Origin of the sequence: Plantactinospora siamensis (assembly GCF_042434095.1) — a bacterium.
GTDB lineage: Bacteria > Actinomycetota > Actinomycetes > Mycobacteriales > Micromonosporaceae > KBS50.
The window spans coordinates 414,019-435,430 of the sequence record NZ_JBHLUE010000011.1; the positions used below are offsets into that span (position 1 = coordinate 414,019).

Sequence of the window (21,412 nt, forward strand, 5' to 3'; positions counted from 1 at the left end):
CCTACAGCGGGGCTACAGTTCGGTCGAAGTGCCACGGGGCACAGTAAAGACATGACCGAGCACGAGAACGACCCGCAGCGGCCGCCGGCGTCCGCCGACGCCGAGTCGTCGCACCCCACCGCCGAGCTGTCCCGCGCCGAGCGCGGCGAGTCCGGCTCCGTCCCCTCCCAGCCCGCCGCGCCGGAGCGGCCCGGCGACCCGGCGACACCGGCCTTCGGTGCCGCGGGGGCGCCGACGTCCGGCCCCGGCACGCCGACGTCCGCTCCGGGCGCGCCGGCCTCCGGGCAGCCCTACGGCGGCGCCGCCGGCCTCGGCGACCCGCCGTCCGGCCAGGGCGGCCTCGGCGGTTACCCGCCGGCCGGCTACCCGGCGTCCGGGCACTACCCGGGACAGACCGCCGGTCCGCAGGCGCCGCTCGGCGGGCAGTACCAGAGCCAGCCCGGTGGGGCGTACCAGCCGGCCCCGGGCGGGCACCCGCACGCGCAGTGGCAGCAGCCCACCCACCAGGCCCAGCAGTCGGGCTGGGCGGGTGCCCCGGGGTACGCCGGGACGGGACAGGGCCCGGCGCACCAGCCGTACGGCGCCGGGGACCAGCAGCCCGCCTGGGCGCAGGGCCCGGCGGGGCCCCCGGCCCGGCCCAGCCGGGTCGGCCGGTACGTCGCCGCGGCGGCCGTGGCGCTGGCCCTGATGGGTGGCTCCGGCATCGCCGGCGGCGTGATCGCGCTCGCCGTCGACCACGGGAGCACGGTCACCAGGACCTACACGGCGGCCCCGGTGCTCAACCAGGGCGACCTGCCGAGGATCGCGGCCAAGGTGCAGAACAGCGTGGTGTCGATCACCACGGAGAGCGGCGAGGGATCCGGCGTGATCCTCAGCGCCGACGGCTACATCCTCACCAACAACCACGTGGTGGCCAGCGCCAACGGCAACACCGTGAAGATCATCTTTGCCGACGGCAAGAACGTCACGGCGCGGATCGTCGGCACCGATCCCAAGAGCGACCTGGCCGTGGTCAAGGCGTCCGGGGTGTCCAACCTGACCGCCGCCACCTTCGGCGACAGCGACGCCATGCAGGTCGGCGACACCGTCCTGGCGCTGGGCAGCCCGCTCGGCCTGGAGGGCTCGGTGACGGCCGGCATCATCAGCGCCCGGGACCGCACGATCCAGGCAAGCGACCAGAACCAGCAGCCGCAGAACCCGTTCCAGCAGCAACAGCCGCAACAGGGCGGCCAGTCCATCTCCGGGCTGCTGCAGACCGACGCGCCGATCAACCCCGGCAACTCCGGTGGCGCCCTGGTGAACACCCGCGGCGAGGTGATCGGCATCAACAGCGCCATCGCCACCTCCGGGCAGGGCAGCGGCAACATCGGGCTCGGCTTCGCCATCCCGAGCAACAAGGCCAAGTCGGTGGCCGAGGCGCTGCGCTCCGGCCAGAAGGTCTCGCACCCGTCGCTCGGGGTCAGCGTGGCCGGCGCCGAGAACGGCGGGGCGCTGGTCAACTCGGTCGTGCAGAACAGCCCTGCCGACAAGGCGGGCCTGCAGCAGGGCGACGTGATCACCAAGTTCGGCGACAAGGCGATCAACGACTCCAACGCCCTCGTGGCGGCCGTTCAGGGCGGCAAGGTCGGTGACCAGGTGCAACTGACCTACACCCGAAATGGGGAGCAGAAGACTGCAACCGTGACGCTCGCTGAGTCGTCCTAACCACAGACGTTCCACCCGCGGATGGCGGGTGCGTCGGCCAAGGGGGTTGGTCGGCGCACCCGCCATCGTTCTCTCGGCGCACGCCGGGGTCTCCCCGGGCCGCGTACGCCGGGGTCTTCCCCGGGCCGCCCCGGCGCTCACCCGCTCCGGGCGAGGGCGCTTCACCCGTACCGCCCCCAGGATCGCAAGTGGCGGTTGCCGGCATCGCGGGCCGGCGATGGCCGGGGGGAGGAGCGGCGATGACCACGGCGATGTCCCGGGACGACGTCGAGATCCAGCGAGCGGTGCTGGCGGAACTGCGCTGGGAGGCGCGGGTTCAACCCAACGAGGTCGGGGTGTCCGTCAACGGCGGCGTGGTGACGCTGACCGGCTGGGTGGACAGCTACGCCAAGAAGGGGGCGGCTGAGCGGACCGCGCACCGGCTGCGCGGCGTACGGGCCGTGGCCAACGACATCGAGGTACGCCTGCCCGGCGCGGCCGAGCGGCTCGACCCGGACATCGCCACCGCGGCCACCCGGGCGCTCGAATGGGACGCCTTCGTGCCCATCGAGAACCTCGACGTCACCGTCTCCAACGGCTGGGTGATGCTGCGCGGCGAGGTGGAGTGGGGTTACCAGAAGCGCGCGGCCGAGCGGGCGGTCCGCCGGCTGGCCGGGGTGCGCGGGGTGACCAACCTGGTCGCCGTCCGCCCGGCGCACCGTCCCGCGCCCGCGGAGCTGGTCCGGGACATCCGCAACGCCCTGGTCCGCAGCCTGGAGACGGACGCCGACGAGATCGTCGTACGGGTCGATGGCGACGCCGTGGTGCTCACCGGCACCGTGCACTCCTGGCTGGAACGGGAGGAGGCGGAGCGGGTGGCCTGGTCGGCGCCGGGGGTGAGCGCGGTCGAGGACCACATCACGGTGGTCACCTGATGCGGCGCCATGCAGGACACGCGGTGAACGAGCTTCCCGCCGCCCCGACGGTGGCCGAGGGCGGCCCCACGGGCCCGGTCGGGCCGGCCGGTCCGGCCCGGCCGTTGCGGATCGCGATGGTCGTGCCGCCCTGGTACGAGCTGCCGCCGCCCGGCTACGGAGGGCTGGAGCAGGTCTGCGCGGCCCTGATCGACGCGCTGGCGGAACGCGGTCACGACGTGACGCTGTTCGGGGCGGGCGAGCGCACCGGCACCCGGGCCCGGTTCGTGGCCTCGATGCCCCGGCCGGGGGAGGACCGGGTCGGCCAGCTGCTGCCGGAGCTGGCCCACCTGCACCGGGTGGACCAGATGCTCGCCGAGGAGCCGTTCGACGTGGTGCACGACCACACCACCGCCGGCCCGGTCTTCGCCGACCGCCGGCCGGTGCCGACCGTGGCCACGGTGCACAACCGGCCCACCGGCGAGCTGGCCGACATCCTGGCCGAGGTGGACCCCTCGGTGGCGCTCGTGGCGATCTCCGACGCCCAGCGCCGGCTGTGCCCGGGGCTGCCCTGGGCCGCCGTCGTACACAATGGACTGGTCCGCGACCTGCCGGCCAAGTCGCGGCCGGGCGCCGGGCCGGTGCTCTGGCTGGGCCGGTACGTCCCGGACAAGGGCCCCGACCTGGCCGTGCACGCCTGCCGGGCGGCCGGACTGCCGCTGGTGCTCGCCGGCAAGTGCAACGAGCCGGTCGAGCAGGACTACCTGCGGGACGTGATCGAGCCGCTGGCCGGCCCGGACGTGACGGTGCTGCGCAACACCGACCGGGCCACCACCCAGCGGCTGCTGCTGGAGGCGCGCAGCCTGATCATGCCGATCCGCTGGGAGGAGCCGTTCGGCATGGTGATGCTGGAGGCGATGGCCACCGGCACGCCGGTGGTGGCGCTGAACCGGGGAGCGGTGCCCGAGCTGGTCAACCACGGCGAGACCGGACTGATCTGCGACGACCCGGTCGACCTGGCGCCCGCGCTGCGGGAGACCGGCGCGATCGACCCGGCCGCCTGCGTGGCGCACGTCCGCCGCTGCTTCTCGGCGGAGCGGATGGCCGACGGCTACGAGCGGGTCTACCGCTCCCTCGCGCTCCCCGTCGAGCTGGGGAATCTGGTGGTGAGTTGAGCGCCGATCGCGGCCATTTGCCCTAGATCGACGGGGGCTGCCAGGATGGGATGATGACGGCTGGCCCGGTGGCGTTCGTGCTCGGCGGCGGCGGCGTGCTGGGCGCCGTCGAGGTGGGCATGCTGCGCGCGCTGTTGCGCACCGGCATCCGGCCCGACCTGGTCGTCGGCACCTCCATCGGCGCGGTCAACGGCGCGCTGGTGGCGGCCGACCCGCGCGAGGAGGTCACCGACCGGCTGGTGCGGCTCTGGTCGTCCCCGGAGGCCAGCGAGGTGTACGGCGACTCCGTGGCTCGCCAGCTGCGCCGGTTCGCCGCCCGCACCCACCTGCACTCGCCGGTCCCGCTGCGCCGGCTGCTGGAGCGGGAGCTCGGCGTCGGTCGCACGTTCGCCGAGCTGGCCGTGCCGTTCCGGTGCTGCGCGGCCAACATCGAGCGGGCCGCCGAGCACTGGTTCGACCGCGGCCCGGTGGTGGACGCCGTGCTGGCCTCCGCCTCCGTCCCGGGGCTGCTGCCGCCCATGGAGATCGACGGCAGCCACTACATCGACGGCGGCATCGTCAACTCGATCCCGATCAGCGAGGCGGTGCGGTCCGGCGCCACCCGGATCTTCGTCCTCCAGGTGGGCCGCATCGAGCGCCCGCTCAGCCCGCCCCGGCGGCCGTGGGAGATCGCCCAGGTCGCGTTCGAGATCGCCCGCCGGCACCGGTTCGCCCGGGACATGGCGGCGCTGCCGCCCGGGGTGGCGGTGCATGTGCTGCCCACCGGCGGGCTCGACCCGCGCGACGACTCCCCGTGGGCGTACCGGGACATGGCCGCGGTCGGCCGGCGGATCAGCCGGGCGTACACGGCCTCCCGGCACTACCTGGACGCGCTCGGGGACCGCTGATGCCGCTGCCGCCCCGGTGGATCCGGCGGGTCGTGCTGGCGCCCGCGATGGTGGTGTTCGCGGCGCTGCTCGCCGGGACGATGCCGGTGTGGCTGCTGCTGGCCGCCGCCGTCTCGCCGGTGGTGCCCGGCCGGCTCCGGCCGCTGCGGGTGCTCTGGATGGCGTGCGTCTACATCGTCTGGGACGCCGCCGCGGTGCTGGCCCTCTTCGTCCTCTGGCTGGCGTCCGGATTCGGCTGGCGGAAGCGGTCCCCGGCCTTCCAGCGGGCGCACTACGTGCTCGTCGGGCAGTTCCTCAGCGTGCTGTTCTGGCAGGTGCGCTGGACGCTGCGGCTGCGCTTCGAGGTCGTCGGCACCGACCCGGACGTGGCCCTGCCGGGCCGGCCGGAGCTGGTGCTCTGCCGGCACGCCGGGCCGGGCGACTCGTTCATCCTGATCCACGCCCTGGTCAACTGGTTCTCCCGGGAGCCGCGGATCGTCCTCAAGGACACCCTGCAGTGGGATCCGGCGGTCGACGTGATGCTCAACCGGCTGCCCAGCCGGTTCGTCACCGCCGAGCCCGGCCCGGGCGAGTCGCTGGTGGAGCAGGTGGGTCACCTGGCCCGGGGGTTGGACGAGAACGACGCTTTCGTGATCTTTCCGGAAGGCGGCAACTTCACCCCGCGCCGCCGGATCCGGGCCATCGCGCGGCTGCGGTCGCGCGGGCTCGATGACATGGCCGTACGCGCCGAGGGCATGCGCAACGTCCTGGCCCCGCGCCCGGGCGGGGTGCTGGCGGCGCTGGACTCGGCGCCGGACGCCGGAGTCATCTTCGTGGCGCACACCGGGCTGGACCGGCTCACCACGGTGGCCGACGTCTGGCGGGAGTTGCCGATGGACAAGGCCATCATCATGCGGTTCTGGTCGGTGCCGCCGGAGGAGATCCCGGCGGACCGGCAGGAGCGCATCGACTGGCTGTTCCAGTGGTGGTCCCGGATCGACGAGTGGGTCGAGACCAACCGGCCGGACGCGGCGCCGGCCGAGACCAACCGGCCGGACGGGGCGCCGGCCGAGACCAACCGGCCGGACGGGGCGCCGGCGTAGGGTCCGGTCGTGGATGAGTTCGACATCGTCACCACCGTCGTCGATGCCCGGGCGGTGGCCGACGCCCTCGGCGCCGCGGCCGTCACCAACCGGTTGGCGGCGTGCGCCCAGGTCGGCGGCCCGGTGGACAGCATCTACTGGTGGGACTCCCGGGTGGAGACCACCCGGGAGTGGGTGGTCCGGTTCAAGACCGCGCCGGACCGGGTCGACGCGCTGATCGCGCAGATCCGGGCCGCCCACCCGTACGAGGTGCCGGAGATCGAGGTGGCCCGGACCCGGTCCGGCAACCCCGACTACACGGCCTGGGTCCACGCGCAGACCCGCCCGCCGGCGCCGGCGGCGTCCGACGGCCCGGCGGCGTCCGACGGTCCGGCGGCGTCCGGCGGCCCTGCGGTGGCCGGCCACGGCGGTCGGGCGGCGGCGGCCGGCGGGCCCCCGGACGCCGGGTAGGGCTGGCCCCACCCGGCATCCGGGGGCGCGCGGGATTACCCACAGCGATCCCGGCCCGAAGACTGGGGGAGGCGCCGATCCACCCGGACCGGTGCCCACCACGGGAAACGGGGTCGTTGTGACGGTGCAGGCTGTGACTACCCCTGCCGGTCGGCGGGGGAGTGATTACGCGGAGTTGTCGCGGTTGATCGGCCGGGCCGGCCTCCTGGACCGCCGCCCGGCGGGTTACCTCGGGTACGCGGTCCTGGCCGGCGGCCTGTTCGTGGCCGGCTGGGTCGCGTTCTTCCTGACCGGCGACGCCTGGGCCCAGCTGCTGGTGGCCGTGCTGCTGGCCGTGGCCAGCGCCCAGGTCGCGTTCCTCGGGCACGACGCCGGGCACCGGCAGATGTTCCGGCGCCGGCTGCCCGGCGAAGTGGTGGGGTTGCTGGCCGGCAACCTCGCGGCCGGGCTCAGCTATGGCTGGTGGGTGGAGAAGCACACCCGGCACCACGCCAACCCGAACCACGAGGATGAGGATCCGGACGTCGGCGCGGGCGCGCTGGTCTGGACCGCCGAGCAGGCGCTGGCCACCCGCGGCTTCACCCGGTGGCTGGCGCGCCGGCAGGCGTACCTGTTCTTTCCCATGCTGGCGCTTGAAGGCCTGGCGCTGCACGTCGCGAGCGTGCGGGCGGTCTTCGGCCGGGCGGCGGACGGCGGCTACCGGACGCCCATGCGGCACCGGCGGGTGGAGGCCGCGCTGTTGCTGCTGCATTCCGCCGGCTACCTGGGCGCGGTGCTGACCACCCTGTCCCCGCTGCGGGCGCTGGCGTTCGTGGCCGTGCACCAGGGGCTGTGGGGGATCTACCTGGGCTGCTCGTTCGCGCCCAACCACAAGGGAATGCCGATGCAGGCCGGCGACGAGCGGCTCGACTTCCTCCGCCGCCAGGTGCTGACCTCGCGCAACGTGCGCGGCGGGCGGGTGGTGGACCTCGCGCTCGGCGGCCTGAACTACCAGATCGAGCACCACCTGTTCCCCAGCATGCCGCGCGGCAACCTGCGCCGGGCCCAGCCGATCGTGCGGGCGTACTGCGCCCGGCACGGCGTCCCGTACGAGCAGACCGGGCTGCTCGACTCGTACGGGCAGGCGCTGCGGCACCTGCACGCGGTCGGCGCCCCGCTGCGCGGCTAGCGCCCCCGGCGGGCCGTGGGCTTCCTCGGGGCCCGGCTCGCGCCCGGAGGGAGCGGCGGCCGGTTCGCGGGCGGAGCGGCGGCCGGTTCCCGGCCGGGCGGCCCCCCGGCCGGTCCTGGACGGGCGGCCCTCCGGCCGGTCCTGGACGGGCGGCCCTCCGGCCGGTCCTGGACGGGCGGCCCTCCGGCCGGTTCGCGGCCCCGGCAAGCGGCGGCCGGTTCGCGGCCGGGGGCCGACGGCGCCGTTGGATGACCGACGGTGATTGACGGGTCAGCGACCCGCCGCCTGCACCCTGCGTAACTCCCGCCGTCGACGGTTCGACGCCCGCTTCCCCTTTGCTCTGCTGCCCTCCACGCACCATCGGGTTGAGCTGGGCGAATGTCTGGAGCGCCCGTGGCGCCTCGGCGGACCGGCGCCTACCCGGTGTTACTGGTGCGTGGGTGGCAGCAGAGCAAAGCGTCCGGACGTGTTGTCCGCAGGTCGCCGGCATGGCGACGGAGGGTAGCCGTCGGCACGAGACCGAAGCGATGCCGCAGGTCGCCGAGGCCGGCCCGGCTCCTCGCGCCGGGCCGACGGGCCCGGGCCGATCCGAGCCGTCGTCCCGACCTTCGGGACGTGCTCACGACCGGGCTGCGGCAGGCAGCGGACCGCCATCCTGGGCGCGGCGGTAGGGTCAGCGGTTGGTGGAGGGAGCGCCGTGAGATTCGAGATCAGTAAGGTCCTGGACACCATCGAGGGTCGGGTGACCACCGATCCCACGCTGGTCCGGGCCGTGGTGGACCTGGCGGAGGTGGTCCGGTTCACCGACCTGGACCAGGGGCGCCCGGCCAGCATGCTGCGGCTGGGGATCGTCATCGACGCGCTCGGGCGGCAGTTACAGGAGGACGGCGTCCAGGTGTACGCGGTGGTGCACCGCGGCCTGCTGTCGGACGCCGACCTGACCTCGAACGAGCGGATGGTGGTGCGCCGCTGGGCCGACGACGGCCTGGTGGAGGTGCTGGCCAATCCGGGCGACCGGCTGCTGGAGGTGGCCGACCTGCTGGGCCTGCCGCTGCTGACCCGGGCCCGGTTCGACGGGCTGCGCGGCCGGTTCCCCTGGCTGGGGCAGCCGGCCCGGCTGCTCGCCCCGGTCGTGGGCCCCGGCGGCCCCACCCTGGCGCCGCACCTCGGCGGCTCGGCCGTACCCGGTCCGCCGGCGCCGTCGCCGGCCGGCGCGCGGCTGCTGGCCCGGCTCTGGCGCTGCCCCGAACCCGGCTGCGCGCTGTTCGGCGCCGGCGGCGGCGGTGGCGCGTTCGCCGACCTGGCCCGGGTGCAGCGCGCGCCGATCAGCCAGGCGCCGCCCACGCTGCGCAACGGGGCGCCCACCTGCCCCCGGCACGAGCGGCCGCTGACCGATGCCGGCGGCCGCCCCCGATTCGCGATCATGGCGATCCGGGTCGGCGGGCTGGTGCGGGGTCGGTTCGTGGTGGCCGACCGGCCGGTGGCGGTGGGCCGGGCGCCCGAGGAGGGCGGCGGCATCATGCTCGGTCAGTGGCTCAACGACGAATCCCGCCGCTGGATCAGCCGCAGCCACGTGGAGTTCGAGCTGCGCGGCTCGGAGCTGGTGGCGCGGGACGTGAGCACCAACGGCTCGGGGATCCGCCCGGGCGGATCGCTGGACGACGAGCGGCGGATCCCGCTGGGGCACCGGCAGAGCCGGGTGCTCGCCCCCGGCGACTTCGTGGAGCTCTACCCCGGCGTCCAGGTCGGCCGGGCCGCGGACCTGCCCTCGGGCGCCACGTACGCGCCCGCCTCGGTGATGGCCGAGGCGCCCACCATGACCATGCGCCCGCTCGCCTGAGCTGAAGGAAGGGCCCCTTGTTATCGCTCTTTGTATAGCAAGGGGCCCTTCTTAACAGGGATCAGCCGGCCAGCACCGCCGCCAGCTGGTCCACCGCGTGGTCCAGCTCCTCGGCCGTGACCACCAGCGGCGGCGCCAGCCGGATCGTGGAGCCGTGCGTGTCCTTGGCCAGCACACCGCGCTCGGCCAGCAGCTCGCACGCCCGGCGGCCGGTCATCAGCGCCGGGTCGATGTCGATGCCGGCCCACAGGCCGCGCCCGCGTACCGCCACCACGCCCTTGCCGATCAGCTCGCGCAGCCGGCCGTGCAGCCGCTCGCCCAGCTCCGCCGAGCGGCGCTGGAACTCGCCGGTGGCCAGCAGCCGGACCACCTCGGTCGCGACGGCGCAGGCCAGCGGGTTGCCGCCGAAGGTGGAGCCGTGCTCGCCGGGCCGCAGCACGCCGAGCACGTCCCGGTCGGCCACCACGGCCGACACCGGCACGATGCCGCCGCCGAGGGCCTTGCCGAGGATGTACATGTCCGGCGTGACGCCCTCGTTGTCGCAGGCGAAGGTCTCGCCGGTACGGCCGAGCCCGGACTGGATCTCGTCGGCCGCGAACAGCACGTTGCGCTCGGTGCACAGCGCCCGGACGCCGGGCAGGTAGCCGGCCGGCGGCACCACGACGCCCTGCTCGCCCTGGATGGGCTCGATCAGCACGGCCACCGTCGTGTCGTCGATGGCGTCGGCCAGCGCCGCCAGGTCGCCGTACGGGACGATCCGGAAGCCCGGCGTGTACGGCCCGAAGCCGTCGCGCGCGTCCGGATCGGTGGAGAAGCTGACGATCGTGGTGGTCCGGCCGTGGAAGTTGCCCTCGGCCACCACGATCGTGGCCTGGCCGGCGGGCACCCCCTTGACCTCGTACCCCCACTTGCGGGCCACCTTGATCGCGGTCTCCACCGCCTCGGCGCCGGTGTTCATCGGCAGCACCAGGTCCTTGCCGCACAGCTCGGCCAGCTCGTGGCAGAAGTCGGCGAACTGGTCGTGCACGAACGCGCGGCTGGTCAGGGTCAGCCGGTCCAGCTGGGCGTGCGCCGCGGCGATCAGCTTCGGGTGCCGGTGGCCGAAGTTCAGCGCCGAGTAGCCGGCCAGGCAGTCCAGGTAGCGCCGGCCGTCCACGTCGGTGAGCCAGGCGCCCTCGGCGGAGGTGATCACCACCGGCAGCGGGTGGTAGTTGTGTGCGGTCCAGCGCTCCGCGTCCGCCACGGCGGACGGGGTGCGCAGCATGCCCTCGACGATCATCGGGTCGCCCTTCCCTCGCGTACGGTCAACGTGCAGCACTTCGGCCCGCCGCCCGCCTTGCGCAGCTCGGACAGGTCCACTCCGATGGTCTCGTAGCCGCGGTCGCGCAGCGCCGCCGCCAGGCCGGTGGCCTGCACGGGCAGCACCACGTGCCGGCCGTCGCTGACCGAGTTGAGCCCGAACACCGCGGCGTCGGCCTCGGTGGCCAGCACCGCGTCCGGGAACAGCCGGCGCAGCGCCGCCCGGCTACCCGGGGAGAAGGCCTCGGGAAGGTACGCGATGGTCCGCTCGTCCAGCACGCAGAGCGCGGTGTCCAGGTGGTAGAAGCGCGGGTCGACCAGCTGGAGGCCGATGACCGGCCGGCCGAACACCTCCTGGAGCTGGGCGTGCGCGGCGTGGGCGGTGCGGAAGCCGAAGCCGGCCAGCAGGAGGTCGCCGGCCAGCAGGATGTCGCCCTCGCCCTCGTTGATGTGCTTGGGGTCGTGGATCTCGAAGCCCGCGCGCTCGAACCAGGCCCGGTAGGCGGGGGCCTCGTCGGCCCGCTCCGGATCCCGGAACTGCACCGACATCGCCTTGCCGTCCACCACCGTCGCGCCGTTGGCCGCGAAGACCATGTCGGGCAGGCCGGGCAGCGGCTCGATCTCGTCGACCGTGTGGCCGAGGTCCAGGTACGTCCGGCGAAGCGTGTCCCACTGAGCGACGGCGCGTTGTGGATCAACCGGCTGCTCCGGATGCATCCACGGATTGATCGCGTACTCGACGGCGAAGTGGGTGGGCCGGCACATCAGGAAGTGCCGGTGCTCGGCCCGCGGGCCGGAGGGCGCCGGCCCGGTCGGGCCCGTCGCGTCCAACGTCATCACAGTGCTCCCAGGGTCGGGCGCGCCCGGCCACGACCGGCTCGCGGGCTGGCGCCGCCCCCAACGCTATGTGGCCCGCAGCGTCGGCAACCACTGGTGAGGCTTGCGTCATGCGGCCGATCGTTGCGTCTGATCCCCAGGTCACCGACGGTTTGTTGCGCCGGCCGTGGTTTCGGCGGAAACGCCTGAGGGGCGGCGAACCGCCGCCCCTCAATTGCGCTACGCCGGGTGAACCACCACTTGCCTTCGCGCTCACCACCGGTGCATCACCGGCTGGTCGTATTCATGCCCTCAGAATCGGTCCGCAAACTGTGTGTCGAGCCACTCCCGGAATCGCGGCACCCAGTCGCCGCTCGTGCTCGGCCAACCGAACTGCCCGGTCATGGCGAGGATGCCCAGGACCAGCGCACCCAGCCCGAGCACCAGCCCGATCATGGCCTCGGTGGTGCCGGCCACGTGCCGCCGCCGGGTGGCGGAGAGCCCGGCCACGCCAAGCAGCGCGGCCACGCCGCCCAGCACCATGCCGTACCCGGCCAGCGTGCCGGTGAGCACAAACAGCGCGGCGCTGACCCCGAAGATCAGGCTGAGCGTGGCGAGCAGGCTGGCCCGCGGGCGGGGTCCACGGTCCACGACCACGTCGCGGCGCGGCTCGGCCGTGCCGGCCAGGTCCGGGTCGGTGCGCTCGTCCGCCAGGGCCGCCGTGCCGGCGGCCGCGCCGGTCCGGGTACGCAGGGCGCCGCGGTTGTCGACGGTCTGGTCCGGGTCGTCCGCCGGCGCCACCCGCTCGTTCGTCGAGTTGGGTCCGGCGTTCCGATCGGTGACCACGGTGGTCTGGTCGCTCCCCGGCGCCCGCTCGGCGTCCGCGGTCCGGTCGGTGACGGTCGGGTAGGAGCCGGTGTTGGTGCGGGCGGACCGTGCGGTGGCGGCCCGGGCCGTCGCGGCCCGCTCGGCCGCGCGCCGCTCCCGGTCCGACCGGCGGTCCGCGTCGCCGGCCTCGTCGGCCGCCGCGCTGCGGTACGTCGTCGGCTCGCTGGTCCGCTCTGCCACCGCGGGCGTACCGACGGGTGGCGCTGGCGCCCCGGCCCGGTCGGTGTCGTCGGCGCGGTGGGCGCCGTCCAGCCTGCCGTCGTCGGCCAACCGGTCGCCGTCACTCAGCCGGTCGTCGGCCAGCCGGTCGTCGGCGGCGTCGATGCGGCCGTCCGCGTTCAGATCGTCGGCCCGACCGTCACCGTCGACGTCTCGGGCCGGCTCGGCCCCCCGGCGACGGGAGAGCGAGGGAAGCTTCACCACAAACACCTCCAGGTACGCGCGCGGGCCCGATCCGTTGCGTGCCTACGCAGACACCTGTGGAGATACCCCGACGCCGTGATCACGACACTCCCAGTTCCGGCCCGCCCGACGGTGGCACGCGGACCGGCTCAGCCGACTGCGGGGACCGACGATCGCCGCCGCGTCACCTGTCCGCCACCGCCACCACGGCCAGCGGATAGGCTGGCTCGTGTGCCTGAGGGACACACGATCCACCGGCTGGCGGCCCGGCACCGGGACCTGTTCGCCGGCGACAAGGTGCTGGCCAGCAGCCCGCAGGGCCGGTTCGTCGAGGGCGCCGCGGTGCTGTCCGGGTCCGTGCTCGACGCCACCGAGGCGTACGGCAAGCACCTGCTGCACCACTATTCGGGCGGGCTGACCCTGCACGTGCACCTGGGCCTGTACGGGAAGGTCACCGACGGCGCCGGTGAGCCGCCCGCGCCGGTCGGGCAGGTCCGGCTGCGGCTGGTGAGCGACCGGCACTGGCTGGAGCTGCGCGGGCCGACCGCGTGCGAGCTGCTGGACCCGCCCGAGGTGGCGGCGCTGCGCGACCGGCTGGGCCCGGATCCGCTGCGCGCCGAAGCCGAGCCGGATCGCGCGTTCGAGCGGATCCGGCGCAGCCCCACGCCGCTGGCCGGGCTGCTGCTGGACCAGTCCGTGGTGGCCGGGACCGGGCTGATCTTCGTCACCGAGGCGCTGTTCCGGGCCGGGCTCCCGCCGACGCTGCCGGGCCGGCGGCTGAGCAGGCCCCGTTGGGACGCGCTCTGGGCGGACCTACGCGAGCTGATGACCGTGGCCGAGGCGCGCGGGCGGATCGACACGGTCCGGGACGAGCACCTGCCCGAGGCCATGGGCCGGCCGCCGCGGGTCGATCGGCACGGCGGCGAGGTGTACGTCTACCGCCGCGCCGGGCAGCCCTGCCACGTCTGCGGCACCGCCATCGCGGCGGGGACGATGGCCGGTCGTAACGCGTACTGGTGTCCGCGCTGCCAGCCGGCGCGCCGGCGTCGCGCCACCACCTGAGCCGCCGTCACCACCACCGGCGCTTCGGCGGGCGGACGGTGACGGACCCGAACCGCACCAGGCACCGGACCTCGACCACCGGCGCGCCGTGCTGCGGCGCGCCCTCCATCTTCGACTCCTTCGACCCGAAGACGGCGCTGCCGGTCAGCCGGACGTCGACGCCCTCGGGGACGAAGACGGTGATCGAGCCGAACACCGCGGTGGCCTCGATCACCGTGACCGGGTGCTGGAGCTGGGCGTCCTGCAACTCGATGTGGCAGTCCCCGAAGATCGACCGGGCCTCCACCCGCGCGGGCACCGACCAGCGACCCTTGCGGGACTCGTTCCCGAAGATCGCCACCAGCCGCTCGCCGGCCGGCTCGTATCCGGCCGGCTGGTATGCGGCCGGCTGATGAGCAGCCGTCTGGTACGGCGTGACCTGCGAGGTCGCCGCGGGACGGGGCACCGGCAGGTCGTCGGTCAGCTTGGCCAGCTCGCCCCGGGTCCGCGCCGAGTGTGCGGTGGCGGCCCGCTCGGCGTACTCGTCGAGGGTCAGCCGGCCCTCGGCGGCGGCCTGGCCGAGCAACTCCACGATCTGCTCGCGTTCGGCGTCGGAGACCCGGAGCCGGTCCTCGCCCGGCGGCTGTGGTTCCACGGTGGCAGAGCTTAACCGTTACGGCGTCCACCGGATGCCGGGGTTGAGGCGGCCGGTCCAGTTGAAGACCGCCATGTTGTCCCAGCCGTCGCCACTGTTGGCGATGTCGGCCGGGTCCCAGCCGTTGCCGGGGACGGCGTACCAGGTGGGCTCCCAGTAGAAGACGCCGACGGCGCCGGCGTTGCGGGCGGTGTTCTGCACGGCGGTGAACTCGGCGGCCTGCCCGGTCCAGGTGGCGGGGTAGCCGGAGCACGGCTCCGATCCGGTGACCGAGTTGCCGGTGCCGTCCGCGTTCGCGGCGGTGAACGGGTACGCGGTCTCGGCGAGCACGACCGGCCGCCCGTACCGGGAACGGACGTCGGCGATGACGTTGTAGAGGTTGGCCAGCGAGCCGTGCCACATGCAGTAGTACGACAGGCCGGTGAGGTCCCAGTTGACGCCCCGGGCCGCCATGCCGTCGTAGAACCAGCGCGCGTGGGCGTCGCTGTCGGCGTCGGCGGTGTGGATCACCACCTGGGTCCCGCCGCTGCACGCCTTGGTGGCGTTGTAGCCGGCCTTGAGCAGCAGGGCGAGGTTGCCGAAGTCGTTGTTCACCACCTTGCCGTCGTCCCAGAGCATGCCCACGTTGATCTCGTTGCCCAGCTGCACGCTGTCCGGTGTGGTCCCCTGATAGCGCAAACTGGCGCAGACGTCGTACGTGTAGTTGTAGACGTCGCTCTGCAGCTGACCGATGCCGTGCCCGGCCCAGGCCGCCGGCTTGTACTGCTTGCCCGGATCGGCCCAGGTGTCGGAGTAGTGGAAGTCGATCATCAGCCGGAGGCCGCGGGCCTTGACCGCCCGCGCGTACGCCAGGACCTTGGCCTTGTTGTTGTAGCCGCTGGCCGGGTTGTTCCAGACCCGCAGCCGGACGTAGTTCACGCCGACCGACCGGAGGATGTCCAGCGGGTCCCGGGCGGTTCCGCCCGCGTCGTAGTAGCGGGCGCCGACGTCCAGCGCGCGCTGCACCGACGAGACGTCCGCGCCCAGCATGCTCAGCGAGTTGGCCGCCGACGCCGGGGCGACCCCGACCGGGGTAACGGCCGGCACCATCGCGGCCGGCACGATCGCGGCCGCCGCCAGCAGCGCGATCCCGGCCCTGCGGCGGGTCCAGCGCGCAATCATCGGCGAACTCCCTTCGGGTCCCGGTTCACCGCCTCCGGTGGTCCCGAGCCGAACCCTAGCATCGAGAGCAGTGAATATGTATGAGCCGTACAACCGATTCGTGCCGGCCGGCCGTCGAAGACGGGAGACCACGACGAAGGTGGGACGATGTCCACAGCGGATCAGGAGTACCTCGACTACCTCACGGGCCGGCTGCCGGCGCTGCGCCGGCTCGCCTGGTCGCTGTGCGGGGACCCCGATCAGGTCGACGATCTCGTGCAGGAAACCGTCACCAAGCTGTACCTGCACTGGTCCAGGACGACCCGGGCGGACAACATGGACGCGTACGTCCGGACGGTGCTGGTACGGGTCTTCCTGGACGGCCAGCGCAAGGGCTGGTGGCGGGTGCGCCTGTTCGGCGCGACCCCGGACGTCGAGCGGTCGCCCGCGGTGGACGTCGCGGAGCGGGCCGACCTGCGGGCGGCGCTGGGCCGGGTTCCACCCCGGCAGCGGGCCGTGCTGGTGCTGCGGTTCCTGCACGACCTGCCGGTCGACGAGGTGGCCCGGTTGCTGGGCTGTTCGGCCGGCACGGTCAAGAGCCAGACCTCGCACGGCCTCGCGGCGCTGCGCCGGCTGCTGAGCCCCGGTCCACCGGGCGCCGCGCCGCCCGCCGGCGGCGAACGGCCGGGCAGGGCTGCGGCTCGGGGTACGGATCGGCCGGGTGGCGCGGCGGTTCGCGGCGCCGACGGGCCGGGCAGCGCGGCGGCTTGCGGTACCGATCGGCCTGGCGACGCGATGTCGGCGGCCGGCCGGCGGGTCCCGGCGGATCGGATGACGAGGAGGGCGGGATGAGGGATCAGGACGAGGCCACGATCACGGCCATCCGGCGGCTCGATGCCGAGCCACCCGGCCCGAGTCGGGTGAACCTGCGCGTCGCGATGGCCGAGGGTCGTCGCCGCCGGCGCGTCCGGCGTACCTGGTTGGCCGGCGGCGCGGCCGCGGCGGTGGCGCTGGCCGTGGTCGTTCCCACGGCGGTGCTCGGCCGGGTGGGTGCGGGCACGGCGCGACACCCCGCCGACCCCGCCGGCCGGTCCGGGTCACCGGCGGCGGCCAGCCCGTCTGCCACCGCGGCCCCCGAGCCCACCAGTTGCTCGGCGAGGCTCCTGAGCGTGCCGAACCCGATGGTGGAGAGCGACGTGACCGGCGGCGACCCGAGCGGCCGGATCATCCTGGGCCGGTGGTACCGGATGGGCGCCGGGCAGGATCGTGCAGTGCTCGTCTGGACGGACGGCCGGCCCACCTCGGTCGACATGCCCGGGTCGGAGCAGTCGCTCGACGACGCCAACCCGGCCGGGACGGCGGTCGGTTCGAGCTACCACGGTGATCATCCGACGCCGTACGTCTACCAGGACGGCCGGGTCCGCGCCCTTCCCGGCGTCGAGCACGGGCGAGCCTGGGCGATCAACGAGGCCGGCCGGATCGTCGGGGACCGGGAGCAGGGCGACCGTCACGTTCCGGTCGTCTGGCCGGCGCCGGACCAGCCGGCGCGGGACCTCTCGCTGCCAGGCCCCGGCTGGCGCGGCAGCGCCACCGACGTGGACGCCGAGGGCAACATCGTCGGCGAGATCAAGCCGGGCCCGGGCAAGGTCGCCAGCATCGGGTTCGTCTGGCCGGCGGGCGGCGGGTCGGGGTACGCGTTGCCCATGCCGACCGTCAAGGGGCGTACGGCCACCAGCCTGCATCCGATCTCCATCGGCGGTGGCTGGGTGACCGGCGCGGCCTACCTCGAATCCGGCGGCAGCGTGTCGATCCACCCGGTGCGGCTGCGCCTGGCCGATCGGCGATACGTCCCGTTCGCCCGGGAGGTGGCGGAGCCGGCGGTGGGCAACGGCCGGGGCTGGGTCGCGGGTGGAACGGGCGAGTTCGACGGGGCGATGCTCACCGATTCGAAGGTGGTCCGGCTGCCCCTGCTCGCCAACCCTCCCGGACGGTACTCCGCCAACGTCGGGTTCCTCAGCGACGACGGCCGTACCGTCGGCGGGCAGCTCGACGACCTGTCGGGAAACGGCAGCACCAAGCCGCGCGCCGTGGTCTGGCGCTGCCGCTGACTCGACCCGGCGGTGCGGTCAGGCCCTGGGCAGGCCGCCCCGTTCGGCGCGGTCGTACTCCGGGAGGGGACGCGGCCGCACCTCGCGCGGGCGCCGCACCCCGCGCGCGGTGTGGTGCCCGCGCCGCAAGGTTCAGGCCGGGTGCGCGGCGGGCACGTCCGCCGGGCGGCCGAGCAGCGCGGCCAGGGTGGCCGCGTCCCGCTGGGCCTGGTCGCCGCAGCAGTTGTTGAACAGCACGTGCACCTCGGCGCACCCGTCGGCCAGCTCGGTGAGCAGCCCGACCCATTCCCGCAGCTCGGCCTCGGCGTAGGCGTACCGGAACTTCTCCTGCTTGTCCCCGCCGGACCAGGCGGCCGCCCGGCCGTGGAACCGGACCACCGCGGGCTCGGCCGTGCCGACCACGACCGGTGGAATGGAGGAGGGATGTCCCTGCGGCATGTCCAGGCAGACGAACGAGAGGTCGTGCTCGCGCAGGAAGGTGAGGGTGCGCAGCCCGTTGTCGCCGTCGAACCAGGAGCCGTTGCGGAATTCCACTGCCACCCGGGCCGGGCGGCAGCGCTCCGCCAGCTCGAGGATCCGCCGCCGGGCCGCCTCGCCGTACGCGAACCACGGCGGGAACTGCAGCAGCACCGTGCCGAGCCGGTCGGCCGCGGCCAGCGGGTCGAGCGCCGCCCGGAACCGCCGCCACAGCTCGTCGTACGCGCCGTCCGGCAGGTCCCGCCGGCGGACCCGGCCGGTGGCGGTGGCCGGGCGCAGGTCCGCGGGCAGCGCCGCGGCTGGGGTGGGGTGCCCGGTGAACAGGCTGAACGCCTTGATGTCGAAGGTGAAGCCATCGGGGGTGCGGTCGGCCCAGGCGGCCGTGGTCTCCGGCGCGGGGATGGCGTAGTAGCTGGTGTCCACCTCGACCAGGTCGAACTGCCGGGCGTAGTAGCCGAGCCGGCCGGCCGGGGTGTTCACCGAGCGGGGATACCAGCCCGACGCCAGCAGCAGCCGGTCCGCCCACGACGACGTTCCCACCCGGATCTCGCCCATGCCAATCGATTGACCGGAATGGGCCCCTCCCAAACTACATGAATGTAATTCGCCAATTTCCGGCCGACGCCCCGCCGGCCGACGCCTACCCGGCCGCCGGGGCGTTAAGAGGGGGCCCCTGCTATACAAAAAGCGATAACAAGGGGCCCTTCCTTGCGGGTCAGCCGGCGTGGATGGCGTCGACGGCCTTGCGGGCGGCGATCAGCACGGGGTCCCACACCGGGGCGTACGGCGGCGCGTAGCCGAGATCGAGCCCGGCCATCTCGTCCACGGTCATGTAGTTCCACAGCGCCACGGCCAGCGCGTCGATCCGCTTGGCCGCCTCGGACCGGCCCACGATCTGCGCGCCCAGCAGCTGGCCGCTGCGCCGCTCGGCGATGAGCTTCACGGTCATCGACTTGGCGCCGGGGAAGTAACCGGCCCGGTTGGTCGACTCGATCCGGGTGCTCACGTACTGGTAGCCGGCGTCCTCGGCCTCGCGTTCCAGCAGGCCCGTACGCGCCACCTCCAGGTCGCAGACCCGGGTCACCGCCGTGCCGATGACGCCCGGGAAGGTGGCGTACCCGCCGCCGATGTTCAGCCCGGCCACCCGGCCCTGCTTGTTGGCGTGCGTGCCGAGCGGCACGTGCACCGGCTGGCCGGTGAGCCGGTGCACGGTCTCCACGCAGTCGCCGGCCGCCCACACCCGGTCCGCGCCGAGCACCCGCATCTGCAGGTCCACCCGGATGCCGCCGGTCACCCCGATCGGCAGGCCGGCATCGGCCGCCAGCCGGCTGTTGGGGCGTACGCCGGTGCTCACCACCACGAGATCGGCCGGCAGCGTGCCGTCGGTGGTCTCCACCGCGCTCAGCCGGCCGTCCCGCACGGTCAGCCCGGTGACCGTGCAGCCGGTCCGGATGTCGATCCCCAGCTGGCACATGGAGTCCCGGACCAGCACGCCCATGTCCGGATCCACCGTGGACATCGGCTGGTCGCCCTGCTCGACCAGGGTGACCGTGAGGTCCCGCTGGATCATCGCCTCGGCCATCTCGACCCCGATGTAGCCGCCGCCCACCACCACCGCGTGCCGCGGTCCCGGGTCGGCGTCCAGCCAGGCGCGCAGCGCGGTGCCGTCGTCCAGGGTCTGCACCCCGAAGATCCCCCGCGCGTCGACGCGCGCCCACGGCGGCTTGCGGGGGGTGGCGCCGGCCGCGTACATGAGCTGGTCGAACCACTCCCGCGACTCGGTGCCGGTGTCGACATTCCGGACCAGCACCTCCCGCCGGTCCAGGTCGATGCCGATCACCTCGTGCCGGAGCCGGACGTCGATGTCGTGCTCGGCCCGGAACGTCTCGGGGGAGCGGGCGATCAGCGCGTCCCGGTCGGCGACCAGGCCGCCGATCCAGTACGGGATGCCGCACGCCGAGTAGGACGTGAAGTGTCCCCGCTCGAACGCCACGATCTCCAGGTCCGCGGGCTTGCGACGGCGTCGGGCCTGCGACGCGGCCGACATCCCGGCCGCGTCGCCACCGATCACCACCAGGCGTTCCGGCACAGCCACCCCTATCCGCGGGTCTGCCGGGCCAGGTCGTCCAGCACGTCCGACAGTTGGCCCGTCCGGTCGAACACGGCCCGCTGCCGTGCCGCGCCGGTGCCGTGGCTGTGCAGCTTACCCAGCAGGTACGTCACCAGGCCGAGGTCGCCGTGCCGCTCCAGCTGCGGGCGTACCCGCTCGAAGAGCCCGCGCAGCACGTGCCAGGCCGGCCGGAGATCGCCGGTCTCGGGGTCGACGGCCTGGCCCTCCAGTCCGTCGTGCGCGGCCCGCCAGTGCGCGCCCATCAGCCGGTGGTGTTCGAGCCGCGGCGCCGGCCGGTCCGCCTCGATGTCCACGACGGCCGTGGCCACCACGGCCCGGCACAGCGCGGCGATCAGAATCGTGTCGTCCAGCGAGGGGCAGACGTCGCCGATCCGGATCTCGACCGTCGGGTAGCTGGCCGAGAGCCGGGAATACCAGTAGAGCATCCCGTCGTCGAGCATCATCCCCGTGGTGATCAGCTGGTCGACCAGCCGCTGGTAGTGCGCGTACGACTCCAGCCAGGGCGTGGGAGAGGTGGACGGCCACCGTTCCCAGAGCATGGACCGCCAGCTCGCGTAGCCGGTGTCCACGCCCTCGTAATACGGGGAGTTGGCGGTGGCCGCGTGCAGGATCGGCAGCCACGGGCGCAGGTGGTTGAGCACCTGCACCGCCAGCTCCGGGTCGGGCACGCCCACGTGCACGTGCATGCCGTTGGTGCCCGGGCTGGGCACCAGCAGCGTGAACCGCTCGATCATCTCGTGGTAGCGCGGCTTGTCCACCACCGGCGGCACCGGGCCGGGCATCGGTCCGGTGCCGACCGCCAGCAGCCGGGCGCCGGCCTCCTCGGCCGCCTCGGCCACGCCGGCGCGGAGCAGCGCGAGCGAGTGCCGCAGGGCCGCCAGCTCCAGCCCGGGCGGGCTGCCGATTTCGATCTGGCTGGTCTGGAACTCCAGCTGCACCTGGCCGGCGAGCTCCGGTCGGACCCGTTCCAGCACGGCGTGCACGGCCGGCACGGCCGCGCCGGTCGCGGGGTCGGCGAGCAGGAACTCCTCCTCGACCCCGACGGTGAGCAGGTCGGTCTCGGCCACCCTCGCCGGCTGGACCTGCTCGGCAACCTCTGGCGCCATGCCGCACCGCCTGTCTGTGTTGTCCGCCGCTGTGGCCCATCCTGACGACGTGGACCCGGTGCCCGTTTTACCCACGGTCGCGCCGGCCGGAAACCGCGCTCCCAAACCCGGGGACAACGCGTTCCCGGGCCGGATGAACACGCGCCCACG

18 protein-coding genes and 1 pseudogene are annotated in these 21,412 nt (G+C 74.1%); 11 read left to right on the plus strand and 8 right to left on the minus strand.

The features are described from left to right. Positions 1-51: 51 nt before the first annotated feature. From ACFFHU_RS14960 to ACFFHU_RS14995, 8 genes and pseudogenes are all read left to right on the plus strand, one after another. Positions 52-1,704 carry a trypsin-like peptidase domain-containing protein gene (locus ACFFHU_RS14960; protein WP_377339226.1) on the plus strand — a complete coding sequence of 551 codons (1,653 nt, stop codon included), beginning with the start codon at positions 52-54 and terminating at the stop codon, positions 1,702-1,704. A gap of 239 nt (positions 1,705-1,943) precedes the next feature. Next, positions 1,944-2,618: a BON domain-containing protein gene (locus ACFFHU_RS14965; protein WP_377339228.1), complete on the plus strand. Its 675-nt coding sequence runs from the start codon at positions 1,944-1,946 to the stop codon at positions 2,616-2,618. A gap of 116 nt (positions 2,619-2,734) precedes the next feature. After that, on the plus strand, positions 2,735-3,772 hold the full coding sequence (locus ACFFHU_RS14970; protein WP_377339791.1) for a glycosyltransferase family 4 protein: 1,038 nt from the start codon (positions 2,735-2,737) through the stop codon (positions 3,770-3,772). Between the two features lie 53 nt (positions 3,773-3,825). Then, positions 3,826-4,659 carry a patatin-like phospholipase family protein gene (locus tag ACFFHU_RS14975; protein ID WP_377339230.1) on the plus strand — a complete coding sequence of 278 codons (834 nt, stop codon included), beginning with the start codon at positions 3,826-3,828 and terminating at the stop codon, positions 4,657-4,659. Further along, a complete protein-coding gene (locus ACFFHU_RS14980) occupies positions 4,659-5,741 on the plus strand; it encodes a 1-acyl-sn-glycerol-3-phosphate acyltransferase (RefSeq protein WP_377339232.1) in 1,083 nt (360 codons plus the stop codon). The genes ACFFHU_RS14975 and ACFFHU_RS14980 overlap by 1 nt, the downstream gene beginning before the upstream one ends. 9 nt (positions 5,742-5,750) lie before the next feature. Further along, positions 5,751-6,068, plus strand: a pseudogene (gene cutA, locus ACFFHU_RS14985) (divalent-cation tolerance protein CutA); the annotation flags it as partial. Positions 6,069-6,309: 241 nt separating this feature from the next. Next, positions 6,310-7,359 carry a fatty acid desaturase family protein gene (locus ACFFHU_RS14990; RefSeq protein ID WP_377339234.1) on the plus strand — a complete coding sequence of 350 codons (1,050 nt, stop codon included), beginning with the start codon at positions 6,310-6,312 and terminating at the stop codon, positions 7,357-7,359. Positions 7,360-8,056: 697 nt separating this feature from the next. Further along, entirely contained in the window at positions 8,057-9,199 is a 1,143-nt protein-coding gene (locus tag ACFFHU_RS14995) for an FHA domain-containing protein (RefSeq protein WP_377339237.1), read from the plus strand. A 61-nt stretch (positions 9,200-9,260) separates the two neighbouring features. Here ACFFHU_RS14995 and rocD read toward each other — a convergent pair whose 3' ends face one another. From rocD to ACFFHU_RS15010, 3 genes are all read right to left on the minus strand, one after another. Beyond that, the gene (rocD, locus tag ACFFHU_RS15000; protein ID WP_377339239.1) at positions 9,261-10,478 is read right to left on the minus strand and encodes an ornithine--oxo-acid transaminase; all 1,218 of its coding nucleotides are present in this window, start codon (positions 10,476-10,478) and stop codon (positions 9,261-9,263) included. After that, positions 10,475-11,335 carry a dimethylargininase gene (gene ddaH, locus ACFFHU_RS15005; protein ID WP_377339241.1) on the minus strand — a complete coding sequence of 287 codons (861 nt, stop codon included), beginning with the start codon at positions 11,333-11,335 and terminating at the stop codon, positions 10,475-10,477. The genes rocD and ddaH overlap by 4 nt, the downstream gene beginning before the upstream one ends. Positions 11,336-11,626: 291 nt before the next feature. After that, positions 11,627-12,622: a thrombospondin gene (locus tag ACFFHU_RS15010; RefSeq protein ID WP_377339243.1), complete on the minus strand. Its 996-nt coding sequence runs from the start codon at positions 12,620-12,622 to the stop codon at positions 11,627-11,629. A gap of 213 nt (positions 12,623-12,835) precedes the next feature. On the opposite strand from ACFFHU_RS15010, the gene ACFFHU_RS15015 reads away from it, so the two are divergent. Beyond that, a complete protein-coding gene (locus ACFFHU_RS15015; protein WP_377339246.1) occupies positions 12,836-13,666 on the plus strand; it encodes an Fpg/Nei family DNA glycosylase in 831 nt (276 codons plus the stop codon). 7 nt (positions 13,667-13,673) lie between these two features. Here ACFFHU_RS15015 and ACFFHU_RS15020 read toward each other — a convergent pair whose 3' ends face one another. Both ACFFHU_RS15020 and ACFFHU_RS15025 read right to left on the minus strand, forming a co-directional pair. Next, positions 13,674-14,300 (minus strand): DUF1707 SHOCT-like domain-containing protein, encoded by a 627-nt coding sequence (locus ACFFHU_RS15020; protein ID WP_377339248.1) that lies wholly within the window; start codon positions 14,298-14,300, stop codon positions 13,674-13,676. Positions 14,301-14,318: 18 nt separating this feature from the next. Further along, entirely contained in the window at positions 14,319-15,461 is a 1,143-nt protein-coding gene (locus tag ACFFHU_RS15025; protein WP_377339250.1) for a glycoside hydrolase family 53 protein, read from the minus strand. A gap of 147 nt (positions 15,462-15,608) precedes the next feature. Between ACFFHU_RS15025 and ACFFHU_RS15030 the strand changes: the two genes are divergently transcribed. Next, entirely contained in the window at positions 15,609-16,292 is a 684-nt protein-coding gene (locus ACFFHU_RS15030; RefSeq protein WP_377339251.1) for a SigE family RNA polymerase sigma factor, read from the plus strand. Further along, positions 16,289-17,548, plus strand: coding sequence for a hypothetical protein (locus tag ACFFHU_RS15035; protein ID WP_377339253.1), 1,260 nt, complete (start codon positions 16,289-16,291; stop codon positions 17,546-17,548). The genes ACFFHU_RS15030 and ACFFHU_RS15035 overlap by 4 nt, the downstream gene beginning before the upstream one ends. Positions 17,549-17,680: 132 nt before the next feature. Here the strand turns inward: ACFFHU_RS15035 and ACFFHU_RS15040 are convergent, their stop codons facing one another. The 3 genes from ACFFHU_RS15040 to ACFFHU_RS15050 form a co-directional block, all read right to left on the minus strand. Continuing rightward, positions 17,681-18,580: a DUF72 domain-containing protein gene (locus tag ACFFHU_RS15040; RefSeq protein WP_377339254.1), complete on the minus strand. Its 900-nt coding sequence runs from the start codon at positions 18,578-18,580 to the stop codon at positions 17,681-17,683. Between the two features lie 160 nt (positions 18,581-18,740). Beyond that, positions 18,741-20,114 carry an FAD-dependent oxidoreductase gene (locus ACFFHU_RS15045; protein WP_377339256.1) on the minus strand — a complete coding sequence of 458 codons (1,374 nt, stop codon included), beginning with the start codon at positions 20,112-20,114 and terminating at the stop codon, positions 18,741-18,743. Between the two features lie 8 nt (positions 20,115-20,122). Further along, a complete protein-coding gene (locus ACFFHU_RS15050; RefSeq protein ID WP_377339258.1) occupies positions 20,123-21,262 on the minus strand; it encodes a carboxylate-amine ligase in 1,140 nt (379 codons plus the stop codon). Between the last annotated feature and the right edge of the window lie 150 nt (positions 21,263-21,412).

Coding starts and splice junctions, on each gene's coding strand:
- ACFFHU_RS14970 (WP_377339791.1), top strand. CDS start 2,735: ATGGTCGTGCCGCCCTGGTACGAGCTGCCGCCGCCCGGCTACGGAGGG.
- ACFFHU_RS14965 (WP_377339228.1), top strand. CDS start 1,944: ATGACCACGGCGATGTCCCGGGACGACGTCGAGATCCAGCGAGCGGTG.
- ACFFHU_RS15030 (WP_377339251.1), top strand. CDS start 15,609: ATGTCCACAGCGGATCAGGAGTACCTCGACTACCTCACGGGCCGGCTG.
- rocD (WP_377339239.1), bottom strand. CDS start 10,478: ATGATCGTCGAGGGCATGCTGCGCACCCCGTCCGCCGTGGCGGACGCG.
- ACFFHU_RS15040 (WP_377339254.1), bottom strand. CDS start 18,580: ATGGGCGAGATCCGGGTGGGAACGTCGTCGTGGGCGGACCGGCTGCTG.
- ACFFHU_RS14960 (WP_377339226.1), top strand. CDS start 52: ATGACCGAGCACGAGAACGACCCGCAGCGGCCGCCGGCGTCCGCCGAC.
- ACFFHU_RS14975 (WP_377339230.1), top strand. CDS start 3,826: ATGACGGCTGGCCCGGTGGCGTTCGTGCTCGGCGGCGGCGGCGTGCTG.
- ACFFHU_RS14980 (WP_377339232.1), top strand. CDS start 4,659: ATGCCGCTGCCGCCCCGGTGGATCCGGCGGGTCGTGCTGGCGCCCGCG.
- ACFFHU_RS15050 (WP_377339258.1), bottom strand. CDS start 21,262: ATGGCGCCAGAGGTTGCCGAGCAGGTCCAGCCGGCGAGGGTGGCCGAG.
- ddaH (WP_377339241.1), bottom strand. CDS start 11,335: ATGACGTTGGACGCGACGGGCCCGACCGGGCCGGCGCCCTCCGGCCCG.
- ACFFHU_RS15025 (WP_377339250.1), bottom strand. CDS start 15,461: ATGATTGCGCGCTGGACCCGCCGCAGGGCCGGGATCGCGCTGCTGGCG.
- ACFFHU_RS15035 (WP_377339253.1), top strand. CDS start 16,289: ATGAGGGATCAGGACGAGGCCACGATCACGGCCATCCGGCGGCTCGAT.